A 19734-nucleotide genomic window follows, 5' to 3' on the forward strand; every position below is an offset into this window, starting at 1 on the left:
CAACAAGGTAGTTTATTATTACCGTTTTATGAAATTAAAAGCAATTTTTTAAGAAAATGACAACAAAAAGATACATTCAACTTATACTTATTTTAGGTTCTTTAACAGCTCTTGGTCCTTTTTCTATCGATATGTATTTACCTGGTTTCTCTGGAATAGCCAAAGATTTAAACACTACTGTTGCTAAAGTTTCAATGAGTTTGTCTAGCTATTTTATTGGAATTTCCGCCGGACAACTACTTTATGGACCTTTATTGGATCGTTTTGGTAGAAAAAAACCTTTGTTTATTGGTTTAATGGTTTATATACTTGCTTCTTTGGGCTGTATATATGTTAATAATATTGACACCTTTATCTTTTTACGATTTATCCAGGCTATTGGAAGCTGTGCCGCAACTGTAGCTTCAGTAGCAATGGTTCGTGATTTGTTCCCTGTAAAAGACATTCCAAAAGTATTTTCTTTATTAATGTTGGTCCTAGGGCTTTCGCCGATGTTGGCGCCAACAATTGGAGGTTACGTAACAGAAGATTTCGGCTGGCATATCGTGTTCCTTATATTGATGTGTATGGGAATTGCTATTTTGATTGCCTCGCAAGTTGGTTTGCCTAATTCTTATAAACCAGATACCTCAATTTCTTTAAAGCCAAAACCAATCATTTCTAATTTTATGAAAGTGTTAAAAGAGCCCCAGTTTTATACCTATGCATTTACAGGTTCGATAGCTTTTTCTGGTTTATTTACTTATGTAGCTGCCTCTCCTATCGTTTTTATGGATATTTATCATGTCGATGCCAAAACATACGGGTGGATTTTTGCCTTTATGTCTGTGAGTTTTATTGGTTCAAGCCAATTAAATTCTCTTTTATTAAAGAGATTTTCCAGCGAGCAAATGATTTTGGCAGCTTTGGTCTCGCAATCCATAATCAGTATTATTTTTTTATTGCTTTCAGTGAATAATCTTTTGGGACTGTATGAAACTATTGCAATGTTATTTCTATTTTTAGGTTGTTTGGGAATATCAAACCCAAATACTGCCGGACTTACAATGGCTCCTTTTGCTAAAAATGCCGGAAGTGCTTCAGCTTTGATGGGTGCAATTCAATTAGGATTGGGAGCGTTAGCTTCTTTTGCTGTTGGCGTTTTTGTGAAAGATTCTGTTGCTCCAATGGTTCTTATTATGACCGTAACTACTTTGATAGCGCTTGTTGTTTTGAAAGTTGGAAAACGTTTTATCAAGGAACAGGTATTGGTAGATACTGAAAATGAAATATCCGTGGGACACTGATATTTTACATGTTTAAAATGCTGTTTTTAAGTGTTTTAATATCTTTTATTTCGTAATTTTATATCGCTTAAAATGAAATGGAATCCAGAAACCATTTTGAAAAACGGGGCGAAACCGAAAAGCCACACGAGTAGGAAAATAAATGGTTAATTATTATGCCTAAATATGTTATTGAAAGAGAAATCCCAAATGCCGGTAAACTTACATCTGATCAATTAAAAGATATTTCACAAACCTCATGTGGAGTACTTAATCAATTAGGAACTCAAATTCAATGGGTAAACAGTTATGTCACAAACGATAAAATCTATTGTGTATACATTGCACCAAATGAAGAAATGGTTTATGAACATGCTAAATTAGGTGGTTTTCCTGCCAATTCAGTTAGTGAGGTTTTTGGTATTATTGATCCAACGACCGCAGAATAAAATAAAAAAGCCAGAATTTAATTCTGGCTTTTTTATGCAATACACTTGTTTTATTCGAGTTGTTGCTTTTTGTCTGGTCTGATAATCATTCTAAGCGATTGATCTCTTGCAAAATAAGCCACCATCCAATTCCAAAAAGTATTTAATCTGTTTCTATAAGTAATCAAAGAAATTAAATGGATAAACAACCAAATTATCCACGCAAAAAAGCCTTTGAAATGCCATTTTGGATTTGGCAGATCGACAACAGCCTGATTTTTCCCGATAATAGCCATTGAACCTTTGTCATTGTATGCGAATGGTTTTAAAGGTTTGTTTTGAGCCATTGCCTTAAAGTTTTTTGCTAAATTTAATCCTTGCTGAATAGCAACCTGAGCAACTTGCGGATGTCCATCAGGAAATTTAGCATCTCCAGCTAAAATAGCAGTATCACCAATAGCATAAATATTCTGAAAACCGTTTACTTTATTATATTGATCAGTTGCCATACGCCTTCCACGACCATAACTTTCTTTTGGAATTCCGTCAAAAAGTTTAGCAGAAACTCCTGCGGCCCAAATTAAATTTTTGGTTTTGATGGTCTCTCCGTTTTCAAAAAATACAGTATCGTCAACGTAATCTGTCACACGAGTGTGTAATTTAACTACAACCCCTAGTTTTGTAAGTGCTTCTAAAGTATCTTTTTGAGACGCTTCACTCATAGGAGAGAGTAGTGCGTCTCCCCCATCGACCAAATAAACATTACTCGCAGAAGTTTCTAATTCCGGATACTCTTTTAATAAAATGTTCTTACGCATTTCTGCAAACATTCCAGAAACCTCTACTCCTGTCGGTCCTCCTCCTGCAACTACAATCGTTAATAATTTACGACGTTTTCTGATGTCCTTACAGATAGCTGCTTTTTCAAGGTTTTTTAACAACGCATTACGCATTTCGATGGCATCATTTAAGGTTTTCATCGGAATAGCGTTTTTCATAACGTTTTCCATCCCAAAATAGCTTGTTTCAGCTCCTGTGGCGAAAACTAAATGATCATAGGTTAATTCACCGTTACTGAGAATTATTTTGTTTTCTTCCGGAACAACAGAAAGTAATTCTCCTAAACGAAATTGTAGATTTTTTTTACCTGCAAAAAATTTTCTGAAAGGATAACTGATACTTGAGGGTTCAAGAAAAGCCGTTGCGACCTGGTATATAAGTGGTGGGAAAAAGTTATAATTGTTTTTGTCTACAAGTGTTACTTGTATTTGAGGATGGTTTACAAGCTCTTTTGCAAGATTGATTCCGGCAAAACCACCTCCTATAATGACTATTTTCATATATGTTGTCTGTTAAATAGGATTCATGAATAAAATTATTCTGCTTTAGCAGTTGTATAAATTTAACATTATAATTCTACATATAAAACCCTATTTTGAGTTTTCTGTAAAATTCTTGTGGAATTAATTTACTAATTTGAGTTTCATCATAATGTCTGTTTGCTCATCATTTCCTAATTTAAAAATGTGTTTGTCAAATTCAACAAAACCATTTTTTGTATAAAACTTGATTGCTCTCAGATTTTCCTCCCAAACGCCTAGCCATACATATTCACTGTTTTTTTGTCTGGCAATCTCTATTGCTTTGTCGTAAAGTAATTGTCCTACTTTTTTACCGTGGAATTCTTTTGAAACGTAGATTCGTTCAATTTCCAGGGCTTTGCTGTCTTTTAATTCGGTTTGAGATGCGCCGAAGTTCACTTTTAAATAACCAATTGCGTTATTTTCAAGAATTGCAAAATAAAACTCTGAATCTTTATTATTAAGTTCGGAAGTTAGTTTTTCAGTTGAAAATCCATTTTCCAAATAACTTTTCATATTTTCCTCAGAATTTGAGTCCGAAAAAGTTTCCTGAAAAGTTTGCCTGCCGATTTTTTGCAACTGAACAAGCTCGTTTATTGTTATTCTTTTTACTTCAATATCTGCCATTATAATTTTGCTTTTAAAGAGTGTTACTACTCCATAAAATTACAATATTAATAAGGAAAATGAGTAACTGTGATTGTTACTTTTTGAATTTTTTAACAGGCTTTTCTGTTATTTCAACTTTGTTCTGCAAAACATAGTTAGCCATCAGTTTTTCTATTAATTCATCTTTAGTAAGATGATGAAAAACAGTTTTTACTTTTGTCTTTAAATCAGATGAAATGTCGTGATTAGGCTTTGTTTTGAAGATTTGTTTTGCCCATAAAAGGGTATTGTTTTCTTCTAAACTGATAACAGAAGGTTTTTGGAATTTAGTGAATTTAATCCCTAATTCTTTTTCAAATTCCGGAATTTCAATTACTTCCTCTTCTTGCAAAACAGTTAAGGAAAGTCCCTTTGCTCCTGCCCTTGCCGTTCTTCCGCTTCTATGAACATAAGTTTCATAAGTATCCGGCAAATGGTAATTGACAACATAAGAGATTTCTTTTACGTCAATTCCTCTGGCTGCCAAATCAGTAGCTACTAAAATATTGATATGTCCTTCACGAAATTGCTCCATAATTCTGTCACGAATTCCTTGTGATAAACTACCATGCAATGCTCCCGAAGAAAAACGATTTATTGCCAGATTTTTGGCTAATTTATTAACTGCAGCTTTGGTTTTGCAGAAGATGATTCCGCGTTCTCCTTCTTTTGAATTTAAAAAATGCATTAAAACATCTAATTTTTCAATAGGGTCAACTACAATATATTCGTGATCAATTCCTTGGTTGCCGACAGTTTCCATATTGGCGCTAACCTGAACTACATTTTTATTTAGGTAATTCTGAATCAATTGTTTGATTGTTCCAGGTAAAGTTGCAGAAAACAATAAAGTGCGGTGTTTTTTAGGAAGTTCAGCAACAATTTCATCTAAACTTTCTTTTAGGATTGAAACCATTTCATCGGCTTCATCTAAAACTAAATATTGAGTTTGTTTTAAATCAATTGCTTTGCGTTGAATCAAGTCGATTAAACGCCCTGGTGTAGCGACAACAATTTGTGTTGGCTGTGTTAGACGTTCAATTTGTGGTTTTATTGGGATTCCACCACAAGTTGAAGCTATAGAGATATTTGGAATATGTTTTCCAAAATCTTCTAAATTTCTAAAGATTTGTTGTCCAAGTTCTCTGGTTGGTACCAAAATTACAGCCTGAACGGTTGCTATTTCAGTATTAATCAACTGCAATAACGGCAATCCAAAAGCAGCGGTTTTTCCGGTTCCGGTTTTAGCTAAACCAACAACATCGTGACTTTCAGCTAAAAGCAATGGAATAGTTTTTTGCTGAATTTCTGTTGGTTCAACAATGTTCAATTCGCTTAATGCTTTTAAAATTGGTGCTGAAACTCCTAATGCTGAGAATTGTTTAGACATGTTTTATTTTTTGTTTATTTTTTGTTTCAAGTTTCAGGTTTCAAGTTAAATGCAGATTCCAACAAACTTGAAACTTGAAACCTGAAACTTTTTTAACTTTTTCCAGATCAATCCGGTTCGTTCATGATTTTTTCACGGTATTTTTTACCGATCAATAAGGTCATATTCTTTTTATAATCATCAACAAGCCATTCACGGTAGTTTTTACTACATTGACTTAAACATTTTGCATAACGTTTAATACGGCATTCGATATCATCATCAAGTTCTTTCCCTAATGATTTTGCTTCTTGCAACGTTTCAGTGTTATCTACACACATTGAAGCGTGCTGCTCTAACGACTTGTCTAATACTACTTTAGAACGTAAATTCTGTTTGATGATTAATTTATGTTCTTCATCAACATCAAAAGTAACATCGGCAGTTTTACTGAATTTTGCACGTAATTCCGGTGGCATACTGTATTTGAAATACAATTCGATTTCAGTATCATCACGCAGATTTTCTAAATAAAATTCAGGTGATTTAAAGATATGCTGCCAGTTTACCGGCTCACTCCATAAACCAAAACGCGCTGCATTGTTACCTAAATCGATCACTGTAAACTCGTCTTTACCGGGTAATTTACGAGATCCACGACCAATCATTTGGTAGTATAAAGTTAACGATTTTGTGGCTCTGTTTAAGATAATAGTCTCAACAGTTGGCTCATCAAAACCGGTAGTCAAAATTCCAACAGATGTTAAAATCGCATCCGGAGTCTTTTTGAACCATGCCAAAATATCTTTACGTTCCTCAGAACTACTTGTGTTATCAAGGTGTCTGATGTCGTAACCTGCTTCTCTAAACGTTTCATATACATATAATGAAGTATGGATACCGTTATTGAAAATCAAAGTCTTTTTACCCAAAGAACGCTCTGTATAAGCATGCAAAAGTTTCTCCTGCATGATAGTATTGGTATACAAATCATCAGATGACTTTACAGTATAATCTCCGTTGATACCTACTTTTAATGAAGTTAATCCAACGTCATAGCTATACGTTGTAGCGCGTGCCAGGAAACCTTTGTCAATTAATGAACTGATGGTGTCACCCACAATAAGTTCATCATAACTCTGGTGCATTGGTAATTTTATATTCGAACTCAAAGGTGTTGCTGTTACTCCAAGAATAAAAGCATTTTTGAATGAGTTTAATAATTTTCTAAACGAGTTGTAATGCGCCTCATCAATAATAACCAAACCAATGTTATCAAGATGTAATTTCTCGTCATTGATACGGTTTTTTAAAGTTTCAACCATCGCCACGAAACAAGAATAATCATTCTGATCAGGCAATTCTTTTACTTTACTATTGATTATTTTGTTGCTAACGCCAAAACCTTTAAGCATTTTTGAAGTTTGCTTACAAAGTTCGATACGGTGAGTTAGAACAACCACTTTTTTATCGTTATTAGCTAAATAACGACGAACGATTTCGGAAAAAATTACTGTTTTTCCACCACCTGTCGGTAATTGATACAATAAATGATGTTGAGCTGGAGCATTATCTAAACGTTCAAAAATGGCATCAATATCGCCTTTTTGGTATGCATAAAGTTCTTTTTTCTCTTCTCTTTCTATTTCTAAAGTGTTTTGAGACATTGTTTATTTTTGGATTTTTGCAAAAATACACCTAAAAAACAGTTATTCATCTTATTTTAACCTAAAATAAATGATTTTTTTAAATAAGATTTTTTATGAGAAGTGTTTTTATAAGTCGATTTTGTCCAAAATTGCCTCAAAATCATACTTGTTTTTCCATTTTTGTTGAATTGTTTGCTGTTGAATTTCTAAAATCCTTGTTTTAAATTCAGATAAAATTCCATTAGAGATTATAAAATTAACAGCCTGTTCGAAAGAATTAAACATGCTTTTGTAAAACAATTCCTGCTTTACGAAATTTCCTGAAGAAAACGTTTGCGCTATTTCGATATTATACAACATCAAATCGGCAATAATAAAAGAATCAACTCCTAGAACAATAAAATGTTTGATCATTTTTTGAGCAACGGAACGACGCATTTTTGCTTTTGGACGCCATTTGGCATTTGGTTTTTTGATCGGAAAATATTCATGAGAAATTTTTGTTTTACTTTCCTGTAGAAGTTTGTCTTCTTTTGGATTAAAAACAAAATCATAAAAGGTTTTTACCGGAATAAATTTCTCGTATAATTCGATAATTTGTTCTTCGAGTTGTTTCTTGTTTAATTCGGCTAAATATTTTTTTAAATCGCGCTTACTCATTATCAAAGTTTAAGAATACAAAAATAAATTAGTTTCTGTTTTCATGCCACAAAAACCAACCATAATACTTAATTTTGCTTGTATAATTTCAAAAAATAGATACATGCTCAAGATTTTCAAAGTTACTGCAATTTTAGAAGGAATCTCCTATTTAGTTTTATTCGCAAATATGCTTTTTATTAAAACCAATAACCCTGAACTTTACCACACCTTATTGCGTCCTTTAGGAATGACGCACGGTATATTGTTTATTGGTTATATTATATTGGCATTTTTATTAAGAAAATCTCAAAACTGGGATTTAAAAACCTTTGGAATTATTTTGATAGCCTCTCTTATTCCGTTTGGAACTTTCTACATTGAGAAAAAATATTTAGAAAATAATGCATAAGCTTTTGGATAAAATATTTAACTTTTTATATCCGCTTTTTAGAGATTGGGGAATGAGTCGCAACTTTGCGTCTTATATCAGTCTTATCTTTAACATTGTCATTATGGTGGCATTGGCTTACGCCATTTATTATGTTGCAAAATTTGTTTTAGTTACTTTGACCGCCATTTTTGCTCAAAAAACAAAAACAAAGTTTGACGATTATTTAATTCACAATAAAACCACAAAATACACGGCGTATTTAATTCCGTTTTTCTTTATCTATAAAGCTGTTCCTATTATTCTGGATCGTTATGAATATTGGGAAACCCTTTTTGGGAAAATAGTGGGTATTTATATCGTTTTGATCAGTTTATGGATCATTAGAACGATTTTTAATGCCTTACGTGATTATTTAAAACAAAAGCCCGAATACAGCGACAAACCAATCGACAGTTTCGTTCAGGTAATTATGATCGTACTTTGGATTTTTGGTGTTGCGATGATTATTTCTACTTTATTCGGAATCAAAAAAGGAGAACTACTTACTATTTTAGGAACACTTTCGGCAATTATTATCTTGATTTTCAGAGATACTATTTTAGGTTTTGTTTCGAGTGTACAGGTTGCAATTAACGATATGGTTCGTATTGGTGACTGGATTACTATGGATAAATTTGGTGCCGATGGAGATGTTATTGAAATCAATTTAACAACGGTAAAAGTTCGAAATTTTGATAACACTATCACCACGATTCCAACTTATGCATTGAGTTCAGACTCCTTTCAAAACTGGCGCGGTATGCAGAAATCTGATGGAAGACGTATTAAAAGACATGTTCTAATTAAAAGCAGCAGTATTCGTTTCCTGACAAATGAAGATTTGAATCAGATGAAAAAAGTACAACTTATTTCTTCTTATATCGTAACCAGGCAAGCTGAGATTGAAAAATATAACACAATTAATGGTATTGATAAAACCTTGTCGTTGAATGGTCGAAATATGACTAATTTAGGCTTATTCCGAAAATACATTATGCAGTATTTGGTTGATCATCCAGGATTGAATAAAAACATGCATATAATGTGTCGTCAGCTGCAATCTACTGAACATGGTGTTCCTTTAGAAATTTATGCTTTTTCAAGTGATAAACGCTGGGCGAACTACGAATATATCATGGCCGATATTTTTGATCACGTAATGGCTTCCGTGGAATATTTTGATTTAGAGATATTCGAGTTGCCGTCGAAAATTGGAAGGTTAGATTAAAGGTTATTTTGCTTCAAGTTTCAGGTTTCAGGTTGTTTGCCTTTAAGCATAACTTAACTGCAAAGTTTGGCTTTGCGAACTTTGCGGTTAAGTAGATTCCTATAACTTGAAACGAGACACGAGGCTTTAGCCGAATTGGCGAAGCAAACAAAGAAAACTTGAAATTTTATTCCTCCATCTTTTCAAAAACAAACTCTGAATTATTGTATTCAATAGGAACTTCTGGAAGAAAAAGCGGAAGATTAAAATAAGTTCCGATGACACCTTTTCCCAGAATCAGTTTGTTGTCTTTTTGTAATAAAGCGATTGGAGTTCTTTTCCAGCTTCCTCCGTTGGAGATAAAATGAAAATCGCCTCTAAGTGTGTCTCCATGCATATCCCCTCTTACATCGCCAGAATCTTTTCCGATTTTATGATATAGTATTTCATAACGTCCGTAAAATCTTTTATCGTTGATTTTGATGTCTAAAATCGCCGTGTCTTTTCCATTCACGGCACGATACAAAACACGATTGTATTTGTCTTTTTTTTCTTTAGAATTACAGGAAAATAAAAATGCAGACAACAAAGAAACGATTATGAAATTTTTCAGCATTTGATATGTTTTAAACTTAGTTAAAAATGAACTTGTATTACTATATAGTGAAAAATTTACAAACGATCTTTTACAAATTCAATTTGGGTTTTTCCGTGGGCTTTTGGCTTTCCATCTTCATCTAGATTTACCATTGTTGTATGGTCAATTGTGATGATGATTTCACGTGTCATCATGTTTCTTACGGCACACTTTAAAACAAGTGAAGTATTTCCGAATTTAACGACATCAATACCAATTTCTACAATATCGCCTTGACGGGCGGAGCTTTTAAAATTGATTTCCGACATATACTTGGTAACGACCCTGGTGTTTTCTAACTGAATGATGGTATATAATGCCAGTTCTTCATCAATCCACGCTAATAGTTTTCCACCAAATAAAGTTCCGTTTGGATTTAAATCTTCGGGCTTGACCCACTTTCTGGTATGAAATCGCATAATTTTAATTTTTAAGAATAAAAATAGATTTTTTGTATTGGAATTTTTTCTAAATTTAAAGAAAAAACATGGCAGATAGAGACACTTTTTTAAGAGAATTCAGAGGCGAAACTTTAGGAACTGTAAGTGCTCAATCTTCAGCAGATGAGTTGTTTCAAAATCAGACGATTAGACCTATTTTAAAACTGCAAAATGATTTGTTTATTGCGGTGTTTATCAACTATGTAAATAAAAACAAAGCCGATTTCTATTCGTACACCGTCGAAAAGAAACTCCAGGTAATAGAAAATTCCATTCAAAAAGACATTAAATTCAGAAATTCTTTGAAAGGAATTGTCATGGCGCTTTTTACGATTGAAGAATATGAAACTTACATTCAAAATTCTTCAAGCTTAAATAAAAGAATGATGAATTTATTGATTGATCGCCTGAAAAGTCAGGTGCAATTGTTTGAATTGGAATCGAATTCGAATTAGGTTTGTAAATGGAAATAGAAATTGTTCAGGATAAAAAGCAAAATTTATATGTTTATAAAAATGATGAACTGTTATTTTATTCAAAGGTAAAATTCAACTGGAGTAACAGGATTATAGCAATTTACGACAAAAAAGATATTTTACTTTTGGAGGTTAAATATAAAATGACTTTCATAAAAAACTACTATGAGATTTTATTCAAAAATGAGTTGATTGCAGAAAATATATCTGAAATAACAAATACAAGAATAATTTTTGATTGCGATAAAAGATTATATATAAAACAAGATTATTTTATTGCTCTTGATGGTAATTTTTCTTATTATTATAAAGAGGTTAGAGTTTCTCAATTAAAACAGAAAAATTGGGTTTCAAAACCAAAAATGTTATTAACTATAAACGATGAAAATCTAGAGTTTTTGAATCCCGTTATACTTCATATTTTGATAATTAGGGCAGGAAACAATTCTGATTAGAAAATATAATAACTAAAAAAGGTTTGAAGAGATTAATTATCTCATCAAACCTTTTTTATTAAAATATCTTAGAAAATCTATTCTTTAGACAACATCAATTCTTTAATATATTTGACCGGAGCACTTCCAAAACTTAGGAATTTTTCGTGAAATTGTTTCAAATTGAATTTATCTCCTTCTTTTTTCTTAAGCTCTTCTCTTAAGTTGTAAATTTCGGTATATCCTGTAAAATAAGAACACAATTGTACTTGAGATAAAGTTACGCGTTTCCACTTTCCTTCTGCCTCTGCTTGTTGCTGAAAGGCTTCTCTGGTAAGCAATATCATGGCTTCTTCCTTAGACATATCTTTTGTGTGTACACTGTTGTCTAGAATAGTATTACAGGTTGTTCTCAAATTCCATTTGTAATACATCAACCACATTTCATTAGAGTTTTTGTAACCGCTCTCCAACATCATTTTTTCAGCATAAACAGCCCATCCTTCTACCATAGCACCATTTCCTAAAATAGATTTGATAATACTTGGTGATTGATTACTGTAAACCAATTGAGTGTAATGTCCGGGAATGGCTTCGTGAATGTTTAAAATTTGAAGAATATAATCGTTGTATTCACGTAAGTAACTTTCAGCATTTTCAGCCGTCCAACCCGACATGCTTCCAACATTGTAATACGTGTTGGCATTTTTATCATAAGGCCCCGGAGCCGAAATCGAAGCACCTGCAACACCTGCCATATAAGCAGGTTCTTTACGAACTACCAACGGTTTAGATGGATCGATATATAATAAATCTTTGTCTTTTACATATTTTGTTAACTCTGGAATCTGTTTTTCAATTTCTGATTGAAATTTCTCAGGAGTGGTGTGCTGCAATGAAATTTTATCAATCACCTGTTTGATTAAATCCAGTTTGTCTGCTGGTTTTGGTGCATTTCCCTTGTATTTCTTCCAAAGCTTATCAGCCAAAACAAACATTTTATCATGTAAATCATTTTTATGATCAACGGCAATTTTATAAATTTCGTCAGCAGTATAACTAGACTGAATGTCAAAATTGAACTTTTTGGCATACAAATCAGATCCTAATCTAAAAGAACGAGGTGTCTTGTTTGGTAGATTCTGTAACCATTCTGCATAATCTTTGATTGCTTTTATTGAAACTTTTGCTTTGTCCTGCATTTCTTTTTTCTCAGCGGCACTCAATTTACTTTGCTCTAATGCTGTATTTAAATCGGCTTCAAAAACTGTAGAACCTCCAATGTTTTGTGCAATGGCAAGATCTGTATGTTCAATTGTTGGGTTTTTAATATTCCTTTTAGCAGCTTCGTAATAAGCCGGAATAGCATTCATTTTGATATTAAAAGCACGCAAACGAACTTCTAAGGAATCATAATTTCCATTTAAAATTTCTGCGAAAGCACCACAAACATTGTATTCTGAAGGATTCCATTCAGATGATTTTAATTCTTTGATACTAAATATTGACGCTTCAAGTTGATTTTTAATCATTTGAAAGTCAGTTTTATTATTGTCAGACAAACTTTCAATATCGTATTGTTTTAGTGAATCTAACTGGGCATTGGCAAAGTCGAGTTGTACTTTTGTTTCATTGGCATCAGGAACGACCAAAACACTGTCTAATTTATGATAACCCACTCCGGAAGCCCATCCCGGATTGATTTTCCATAATGAAGTAACAAATCCCTCTTTGTATTTGTCAAACTTCTGATCTAAAGCTTTATCAGTAGTTTTAGATTCTTTGTTACAGGAAAAAAATATTGAAATAGTAAAAATGGAAACAAACAGTTTTTTCATAAGTTAATTTATTTGTGCTTTAAAGATAGAAAAAATGTTCATCCTGCAAAGCAATATACTTTTGTGCTTAATATTTTAGTAAATCAAATAAAGCGGCTTCAAAGCGATTTTTCGGTAAAAACTGGTCTTCTAATGCTTTTGTAAACGGAATTGGCGAATCTAAACTGGCTACTCTTTTTACCGGAGCATCCAAATATTCAAAACATTCTTCCATAAGTAGAGCCGAAATATCGCTGGCAATTCCACCAAACATAGTGTCTTCCTGATAAATAATTGCTTTTCCGGTCTTTCTTACTGAAGCAAAAATAGTTTCCGTATCTAAAGGTTGAAGTGTTCTTAAATCAATTAAATCGGCATCAATTTCAGGATTTTTTTCTAAGGTTTCTAATGCCCAGTGAACCGGAGCTCCAAAAGCAATAATCGTTACTTTGCTTCCTTCTTTTAAAATAGCTGCTTTTCCTAATGGAATGGTGTAATAATCTGTTGGAACATCCTGATAAATACTTCTGTATAATTGCTTATGTTCAAAAAACAAAACCGGATTTGGATCATTTATTGAACTATTTAATAAACCTTTTGCATCATAAGGAAAAGCCGGATAAACTACTTTTAAACCTGGAGTTTTGGTGAACCAGGCTTCGTTTGTCTGTGAATGAAAAGGCCCGGCTTGTGTGCCACCACCACATGGCATCCGAACCACTACATCGGCCTTTTCGCCCCAACGGTAATGTGATTTTGCCAGTAAATTCACAATCGGATTAAATCCTGTTGAAACAAAATCAGCAAACTGCATTTCGACAATTGCTTTGTATCCATTAATAGATAATCCCATTCCTGCAGAAACTACGGCACTTTCGCAAATTGGAGTATTACGAACTCTGTCTTTTCCAAAAAATTCAACAAAGCCATCTGTAATTTTGAAAGCACCCCCATATTCGGCAATATCCTGCCCCATAATAATCAGGTTTTTGTGCTTTTGCATGGATTGCTCCAAACTATTTCTTATTGCGTCAATAAACCGAATGTTTTTATTTTCTGATGAAGGGTTAACTTCTTCATAAATAAAAGGTTTGTAGACATCATCTAATTCTCCACTATAAGTTGGTGTAATCTCAGGTTCAGCATTTGAGATAGCTAAATTTTCATCAATTTCCTGCTTGATTTCATCATGAAGCTGCTCATCAAATTCAGCTGTTAAAACCCCAATTTTAGTCAAATAATCGCGGTAATTTGTCACCGGATCTTTTACAGCCCATTCGTCCATCAAGTCCTGCGGAACATATTTAGTACCACTTGCTTCTTCATGCCCACGCATTCTAAAAGTTTTGAACTCTAATAAAACCGGATGCGGATCGTTTTGCATTTGTTCTTTTAATTCTGAAAGTTTGTTGTAAACTTCCAGAATATTATTTCCATCAATAATATGACTTTCCATACCATAGCCAATTCCTTTATCAGCAAGGTTTGTACATTGATATTGCTCATTTGTTGGTGTTGAAAGACCGTAACCGTTATTTTCAATAATAAACATAACAGGTAATTTCCATACTGCAGCAATATTTAAAGCTTCGTGAAAATCGCCTTCGCTGGTAGCGCCTTCGCCTGTAAAAACGGCAGTTATTTTTTTATTATTTTGAAGTTTATTAGCTAGGGCAATTCCATCTGCGACTCCTAATTGTGGCCCCAAATGCGAAATCATTCCTATAATTTTATATTCCTGTGTGCCAAAGTGAAAACTGCGGTCCCTTCCTTTTGTAAAACCATCTGCCTTGCCCTGCCATTGAGAAAATAAGCGGTGTAGAGGAATATCTCGTGTAGTGAAAACACCTAAATTCCGGTGCATTGGCAAAACATATTCAGATTCATCTAAAACAGACGTCACTCCTACTGCAATTGCTTCCTGCCCTATTCCAGAGAACCATTTAGACACTTTTCCCTGGCGAATAAGAATTAACATCTTTTCTTCGATCAAACGGGGTTTAAGAAGCTTTTTATATAATTCCAATAATTTTGCGTCGGTTAGGTCTTGTCTGTAAAAGATCATAATTGGGGTTCTTTTTTTAGTCTTTCAAATATAGAAAAATATAACAATTTTATTTGTTTTTGTTATATATTTTTTATTTTAATACAACTTTTAAAATTCAATTCTAAAATATTCTCTACCTTTGTTATTGAAAGGTTTTATGACACCTTTCATCTTAAAATAAAAATGTAAAGTATGCAAAACATTCCTAGTGTAGACTTACGTGATTTCCTTTCGGACGACCCGAAACGTAAACAAAAATTTGTAAATGAAATCGGCAGTGCATTTGAAAACATTGGCTTCGTAGCCCTAAAAGGTCATTTTCTTGACGACCAGTTAGTAGACGAGCTTTATAGCGAAATTAGAAAATTTTTCGCTTTGCCAGTAGAAACTAAGCATAATTATGAAATTCCCGGTATTGGCGGACAAAGAGGTTATGTATCTTTTGGAAAAGAGCATGCTAAAGGCCGCAAAGAGGGAGATTTGAAAGAATTTTGGCATTTTGGTCAGTATGTTGACAAAGATTCAAAATATGCTTCAGAATATCCTGAAAATGTTGAAGTAAAAGAATTACCACGTTTTAATGTTGTTGGTAAAGATGCGTACCAAATGCTTGAAAAAACAGGTGTTTACGTATTGAGAGCTTTAGCGTTGCATTTAGGTTTAGACGAGTTTTATTTTGATCAATATGCGAAAGATGGAAACTCAATTTTAAGACCAATTCATTATCCTCCAATCACTTCTGAACCAGAAAATGCAATTCGCGCAGCGGCTCATGGTGATATTAACCTAATTACACTTTTAATGGGTGCTCAGGGAAAAGGACTTCAGGTTCAAAATCATGATGGAGAATGGATTGACGCTATTGCAGCAGATGACGAATTAGTAATTAATGTTGGAGATATGTTGTCAAGACATACAAACAACAAACTAAAATCAACAATTCACCAGGTTGTAAATCCGCCAAGAGAATTATGGGGAACATCTCGTTTTTCTGTGCCGTTTTTTATGCATCCTGTGAGTGATATGCGTTTAGATTGTTTAGAAAACTGTATTGATGCTGAAAACCCTAAGAAATTTGAGGATATTACAGCTGGAGATTATTTATACGAACGTTTAGTAGATTTAGGTTTAATTAAAAAATAAACTTTTAAATCATAATTTTTTTAAATTCCAAATTCCAATGCAAACTTGGGATTTGGAATTTAATTTTTTACAACCTAAATTTATTGGAATTTATTTTTAGAATAAAATTTTATGGACTTACAAGATCAATTAAAAAACTTATTTCCAGATCACGTTGAATCAAATGAACCTGAAGAAATTCAGGAACAAGAGCATGTTCTTTATGTTCAGAAAGAACCTATGATCTGCAAATTTGAAAAGCGAAAAGGAAAAGCAACCACCATAATTGAAGGCTACGAAGGATCTGATGAAGATTTTAAGATTCTTGCGAAAGAAATTAAGACCAAACTAAGTGTTGGCGGAACTTTTAAAGATGATTCAATCATCATTCAGGGAGATTATCGTGACAAAATCATGGCGATTTTAAAAGAAAAAGGCTTTAAAACAAAAAGAGTTGGTGGATAAAATGTTTTTTTAGTTTCATGTTTCAAGTTTCAAGTTGTTCGTGAAGTTAGAAAACCTAAGAACCTTAGCCACTCAAAACCTTAGCACCTCAAAAAAAATGATAAAACAATCAGAATTAATACTAAATCCAGACGGAAGTGTTTATCACTTAAACCTTCGTCCTGAGCATATTGCAAATGATATAATTTTTGTTGGAGATCAGAATAGAGTAGAAAAAATCACTCAGTTTTTTGATACTATTGAATTTTCAACACAAAAAAGAGAATTTAAAACGCAAACCGGAATTTACAAAGGAAAACGAATTTCTGTAATGTCTACCGGAATTGGTCCTGACAATATTGATATTGTTTTGAATGAATTAGATGCTTTGGTTAACATCGATTTAGAAACGCGTCAGCCAAAAGAAAATTTGACTTCACTGAATATCATTAGAATAGGAACTTCGGGATCTTTACATGCTGATATTCCTGTGGATAGTTTTGTAATGTCAAAATTCGGATTGGGCTTGGATAATATGCTCCGCTCCTATTTAATTGATGATGTTTCGCAGGATGCCCTTGAGGATGCTTTTATAATGCATACCAATTGGGATATCCGAAAAGGAAGGCCTTACGCAATTCCTTGTTCAGAAACATTAGAAAAAATTATTGAATCAGATAAAATGTTTAAAGGAATTACGGCAACTGCCGGTGGATTTTACGGTCCTCAAGGCCGTGTATTGCGTTTGAATATCCAAGATGAAGAATTAAACAATAAGATGGATAATTTCAATTTTGACGATCAAAGAATCACCAACTTAGAAATGGAAACCGCTGCAATTTATGGACTTTCTGCACTTTTAGGCCATAATGCGCTATCTTTAAATGCTATTATTGCCAATCGTGCTTCGGGAACTTTTAGTGAAGATCCTTATAAAGCTGTAGATGCGCTCATTGCTTATACATTGAATAAACTGGCTGGAAAATAATCAAATAATTTATCAATTAGAAACTAGATAATTCATGCAAAATGCTATCCTTAAATTTGATCAATTATTGAACGAAAATTCAGGTTATTTTCCAACAATTGATTCCCTTGTTCTAGAAGAAAGAAAACCCGGAAAATGGTCCAAAAAAGAAGTTTTGGGGCATTTAATCGATTCTGCAGTTCATAATTTAGTTCGTTTTACAGAAATCAATTATGCAGCAAAGCCGTATCGCCACAGGCCTTATAACCAAATTGATTTAGTGAATTTAAATCAGTATCAGACAAAGGATATTAACGAACTAAACCAATTATGGCTGTCATTAAACAAGCAAATCATCAGAATTATGAAATCTGTTGACGAGAAAGCTTTAGGTTATAAAATTATTCTAAGCGATGAATCTGTCATTGATTTAAGGTTTTTGATGACAGATTACGTAGAACATTTGGAACATCATATTAATCAAATTAGATCCTAAATTATGTTTTTAAGAGTTGCCCGACATACCAATGATTTAGAGAGAATTGAAAATTTTTATGTTGATGTTCTCGGTTTTGAACGATTAGGAGGTTTTCAGAATCACAATTATTACGATGGTGTTTTTATTGGAAAATCGGGTTTGGACTGGCATTTTGAATTTACACAGTCGGATTCAAAAGCCAAGCATACTTTTGATGAAGAAGATGTAATTGTACTTTATCCGAAAACTATTTCAGATTATAATGAATTGGAAAATAATCTTGTACGTCATAACATCTCAACTATAGCTGCAATTAATCCTTTTTGGAATGAAAACGGAAAAATGTTTCAGGATCCTGATGGATATCGAATTGTTATCTCACCGTTGAAAGCAATTATTGACGAAATTAATTAGAAAATTAGTCAATTAGAAAATTAGATAATTTAGGTTATCGCCAAAAAAATGAAGCTTAAAAGAATTACAAAATTAAATAATGGCAGAAACGCATAAAAAAATCCTATTTAGATACTATAGCGATTTATTAGAAGATACGGTTGTAGAAACCATGTGGGGAGAAATAATTGATTTAGAAAAGGGATATTTTAAATTAGATAATATTCCGTTTTTTGGGCCTTTAATTGCAACAGATGACATTTTCTTTGCAGAATTTGATGAAGTTGAACAAACGTTGGTTTACAGAGAAACTATTGAAATTTCCGGAAACTCAATTGTTCAGGTTGTAATTTTAGAAAAAGGTTTCGATAAAGAAATCATTAGAGAGAAACTCAAAGACATTAATTGCGAATCTGAAGGTATGAATGAGACTCTTTTTGCGGTTGAAATAACGCGTGAAGTTGATTATTTTGTTGTAAAAAGTATTTTGAATGAATATGTTGAACTTTCGGTGATAGATTTTGCAGAACCTTGTCTTTCAGAAAAACACAGAGCAGATTTATTAAAAAACTAAACAAACTTAAAATACGCATACCAAACAACTTAACTTAAACTTAAACTAATGAAAACTGTAAAAATTGTAGGTGTTCCCGAACACTTCAATTTGCCATGGCAACTATGCATTGAAAATGGCGAATTTGAAGCAGAAAATATTGATTTACAATGGAAGAATATTCCTGAAGGTACTGGTAAAATGTGCCAGATGTTGCGTGATGGTGAAGCTGATATTGCCGTTATTTTGACAGAGGGAATTGTAAAAGATATTGTTGCAGGAAACCCAAGTAAAATTGTTCAGATTTATGTGCAATCACCTCTAATTTGGGGAATTCATGTTGCTGAAAAGTCAGATTTTCATTCGGTTAAAGATCTTAAAGATAAGAAAGTAGCCATTTCCAGATTAGGTTCTGGCTCACAACTGATGGCATATGTAAATGCACATGAACAAGGTTGGGAAACGGATGATTTGCAATTTGAAATTATAAACACAATTGATGGTGCTGTTGAAGCCTTGACAAACGAAACAGCAGATTATTTTATGTGGGAACGCTTTATGACAAAACCACTTGTTGATAAAGGTATTTTTAGACGTGTTGGCGACTGCCCTACTCCATGGCCTTCATTTGTGATTACAGTTCGTGATGAATTTTTGAAAAAGAATCCAAAAGTTGTGGAGAAAATCCTTGAAATCATCAACAAAACAACGCACGATTTTAGAGAGATTCCAAATATTGACAAAACTTTGGCTGAACTTTTCAATCAAAAAGTTGAAGATATTCAGGAATGGCTAAAGTTAACACAATGGTCTCAAAAACATTTAAGCGAAAAAGCATTTGATAAAATTCAAAATCAATTATTTGATCTGGGAATTATTGATAAAAAAAGTACTTTTGTTGAAACGGTAAAAGCGCTGTAAAAACTG

The 19734-nt window shown here is 32.9% G+C and carries 22 protein-coding genes; 13 read left to right on the top strand and 9 right to left on the bottom strand.

Features of this window, described 5'->3' with window-relative positions; genetic code table 11:
- The first annotated feature begins 56 nt into the window (after positions 1-56).
- Together AC3ITQ_RS16340 and AC3ITQ_RS16345 are read left to right on the top strand one after the other, a co-directional pair.
- A complete protein-coding gene (locus tag AC3ITQ_RS16340; protein WP_489235214.1) occupies positions 57-1286 on the top strand; it encodes a multidrug effflux MFS transporter in 1230 nt (409 codons plus the stop codon).
- A gap of 155 nt (positions 1287-1441) precedes the next feature.
- Complete coding sequence (locus AC3ITQ_RS16345; protein WP_194656075.1) at positions 1442-1714, top strand: DUF4242 domain-containing protein; 273 nt, start codon at positions 1442-1444, stop codon at positions 1712-1714.
- A 50-nt stretch (positions 1715-1764) separates the two neighbouring features.
- On the opposite strand, the gene AC3ITQ_RS16350 is transcribed toward AC3ITQ_RS16345, so the two are convergent.
- From AC3ITQ_RS16350 to AC3ITQ_RS16370, 5 genes are all read right to left on the bottom strand, one after another.
- Positions 1765-3033, bottom strand: a complete 1269-nt coding sequence (locus tag AC3ITQ_RS16350) for an NAD(P)/FAD-dependent oxidoreductase (RefSeq protein ID WP_489235215.1) — start codon at positions 3031-3033, stop codon at positions 1765-1767.
- Positions 3034-3156: 123 nt separating this feature from the next.
- The gene (locus tag AC3ITQ_RS16355; RefSeq protein ID WP_489235216.1) at positions 3157-3681 is read right to left on the bottom strand and encodes a GNAT family N-acetyltransferase; all 525 of its coding nucleotides are present in this window, start codon (positions 3679-3681) and stop codon (positions 3157-3159) included.
- Positions 3682-3757: 76 nt separating this feature from the next.
- A complete protein-coding gene (locus AC3ITQ_RS16360) occupies positions 3758-5092 on the bottom strand; it encodes a DEAD/DEAH box helicase (protein WP_489235217.1) in 1335 nt (444 codons plus the stop codon).
- A 107-nt stretch (positions 5093-5199) separates the two neighbouring features.
- On the bottom strand, positions 5200-6738 hold the full coding sequence (locus AC3ITQ_RS16365) for a DEAD/DEAH box helicase (protein ID WP_375031613.1): 1539 nt from the start codon (positions 6736-6738) through the stop codon (positions 5200-5202).
- A gap of 108 nt (positions 6739-6846) precedes the next feature.
- Positions 6847-7380 (bottom strand): DUF6155 family protein, encoded by a 534-nt coding sequence (locus AC3ITQ_RS16370; RefSeq protein ID WP_489235218.1) that lies wholly within the window; start codon positions 7378-7380, stop codon positions 6847-6849.
- A gap of 103 nt (positions 7381-7483) precedes the next feature.
- Here AC3ITQ_RS16370 and AC3ITQ_RS16375 point away from each other — a divergent pair, with 103 nt between their 5' ends.
- Complete coding sequence (locus AC3ITQ_RS16375; protein ID WP_489235219.1) at positions 7484-7771, top strand: DUF3817 domain-containing protein; 288 nt, start codon at positions 7484-7486, stop codon at positions 7769-7771.
- A complete protein-coding gene (locus tag AC3ITQ_RS16380) occupies positions 7764-9020 on the top strand; it encodes a mechanosensitive ion channel family protein (RefSeq protein WP_489235220.1) in 1257 nt (418 codons plus the stop codon). Before AC3ITQ_RS16375 ends, AC3ITQ_RS16380 begins: the two co-directional genes overlap by 8 nt.
- Before the next feature lie 166 nt (positions 9021-9186).
- Here AC3ITQ_RS16380 and AC3ITQ_RS16385 read toward each other — a convergent pair whose 3' ends face one another.
- Positions 9187-9615, bottom strand: a complete 429-nt coding sequence (locus AC3ITQ_RS16385) for a hypothetical protein (protein ID WP_489235221.1) — start codon at positions 9613-9615, stop codon at positions 9187-9189.
- 56 nt (positions 9616-9671) lie between these two features.
- Positions 9672-10055 carry an acyl-CoA thioesterase gene (locus tag AC3ITQ_RS16390; RefSeq protein WP_072970740.1) on the bottom strand — a complete coding sequence of 128 codons (384 nt, stop codon included), beginning with the start codon at positions 10053-10055 and terminating at the stop codon, positions 9672-9674.
- A 68-nt stretch (positions 10056-10123) separates the two neighbouring features.
- Here AC3ITQ_RS16390 and AC3ITQ_RS16395 point away from each other — a divergent pair, with 68 nt between their 5' ends.
- Together AC3ITQ_RS16395 and AC3ITQ_RS16400 are read left to right on the top strand one after the other, a co-directional pair.
- A complete protein-coding gene (locus AC3ITQ_RS16395) occupies positions 10124-10531 on the top strand; it encodes a hypothetical protein (RefSeq protein WP_026985104.1) in 408 nt (135 codons plus the stop codon).
- A gap of 8 nt (positions 10532-10539) precedes the next feature.
- Positions 10540-11007, top strand: coding sequence for a hypothetical protein (locus AC3ITQ_RS16400; protein WP_489235222.1), 468 nt, complete (start codon positions 10540-10542; stop codon positions 11005-11007).
- 77 nt (positions 11008-11084) lie between these two features.
- Here AC3ITQ_RS16400 and AC3ITQ_RS16405 read toward each other — a convergent pair whose 3' ends face one another.
- A complete protein-coding gene (locus tag AC3ITQ_RS16405) occupies positions 11085-12824 on the bottom strand; it encodes a DUF885 domain-containing protein (RefSeq protein WP_489235223.1) in 1740 nt (579 codons plus the stop codon).
- 67 nt (positions 12825-12891) lie between these two features.
- Entirely contained in the window at positions 12892-14868 is a 1977-nt protein-coding gene (locus tag AC3ITQ_RS16410; RefSeq protein ID WP_489235224.1) for an alpha-ketoacid dehydrogenase subunit alpha/beta, read from the bottom strand.
- A 174-nt stretch (positions 14869-15042) separates the two neighbouring features.
- Here AC3ITQ_RS16410 and AC3ITQ_RS16415 point away from each other — a divergent pair, with 174 nt between their 5' ends.
- From AC3ITQ_RS16415 to AC3ITQ_RS16445, 7 genes are all read left to right on the top strand, one after another.
- Complete coding sequence (locus AC3ITQ_RS16415) at positions 15043-15993, top strand: isopenicillin N synthase family dioxygenase (protein ID WP_375031605.1); 951 nt, start codon at positions 15043-15045, stop codon at positions 15991-15993.
- A gap of 111 nt (positions 15994-16104) precedes the next feature.
- Positions 16105-16437 (top strand): translation initiation factor, encoded by a 333-nt coding sequence (locus AC3ITQ_RS16420; RefSeq protein WP_056191272.1) that lies wholly within the window; start codon positions 16105-16107, stop codon positions 16435-16437.
- A 97-nt stretch (positions 16438-16534) separates the two neighbouring features.
- Complete coding sequence (locus AC3ITQ_RS16425; protein WP_489235225.1) at positions 16535-17404, top strand: nucleoside phosphorylase; 870 nt, start codon at positions 16535-16537, stop codon at positions 17402-17404.
- 34 nt (positions 17405-17438) lie between these two features.
- Positions 17439-17879: a DinB family protein gene (locus AC3ITQ_RS16430; RefSeq protein ID WP_489235226.1), complete on the top strand. Its 441-nt coding sequence runs from the start codon at positions 17439-17441 to the stop codon at positions 17877-17879.
- Positions 17880-17882: 3 nt separating this feature from the next.
- On the top strand, positions 17883-18275 hold the full coding sequence (locus AC3ITQ_RS16435; RefSeq protein WP_489235227.1) for a VOC family protein: 393 nt from the start codon (positions 17883-17885) through the stop codon (positions 18273-18275).
- Between the two features lie 79 nt (positions 18276-18354).
- Complete coding sequence (locus tag AC3ITQ_RS16440; protein ID WP_489235228.1) at positions 18355-18828, top strand: DUF4265 domain-containing protein; 474 nt, start codon at positions 18355-18357, stop codon at positions 18826-18828.
- 48 nt (positions 18829-18876) lie between these two features.
- Entirely contained in the window at positions 18877-19728 is an 852-nt protein-coding gene (locus AC3ITQ_RS16445) for a substrate-binding domain-containing protein (RefSeq protein WP_489235229.1), read from the top strand.
- Positions 19729-19734 lie beyond the last annotated feature (6 nt).

The sequence above is a fragment of the Flavobacterium sp. KH_001 genome, from assembly GCF_057840745.1.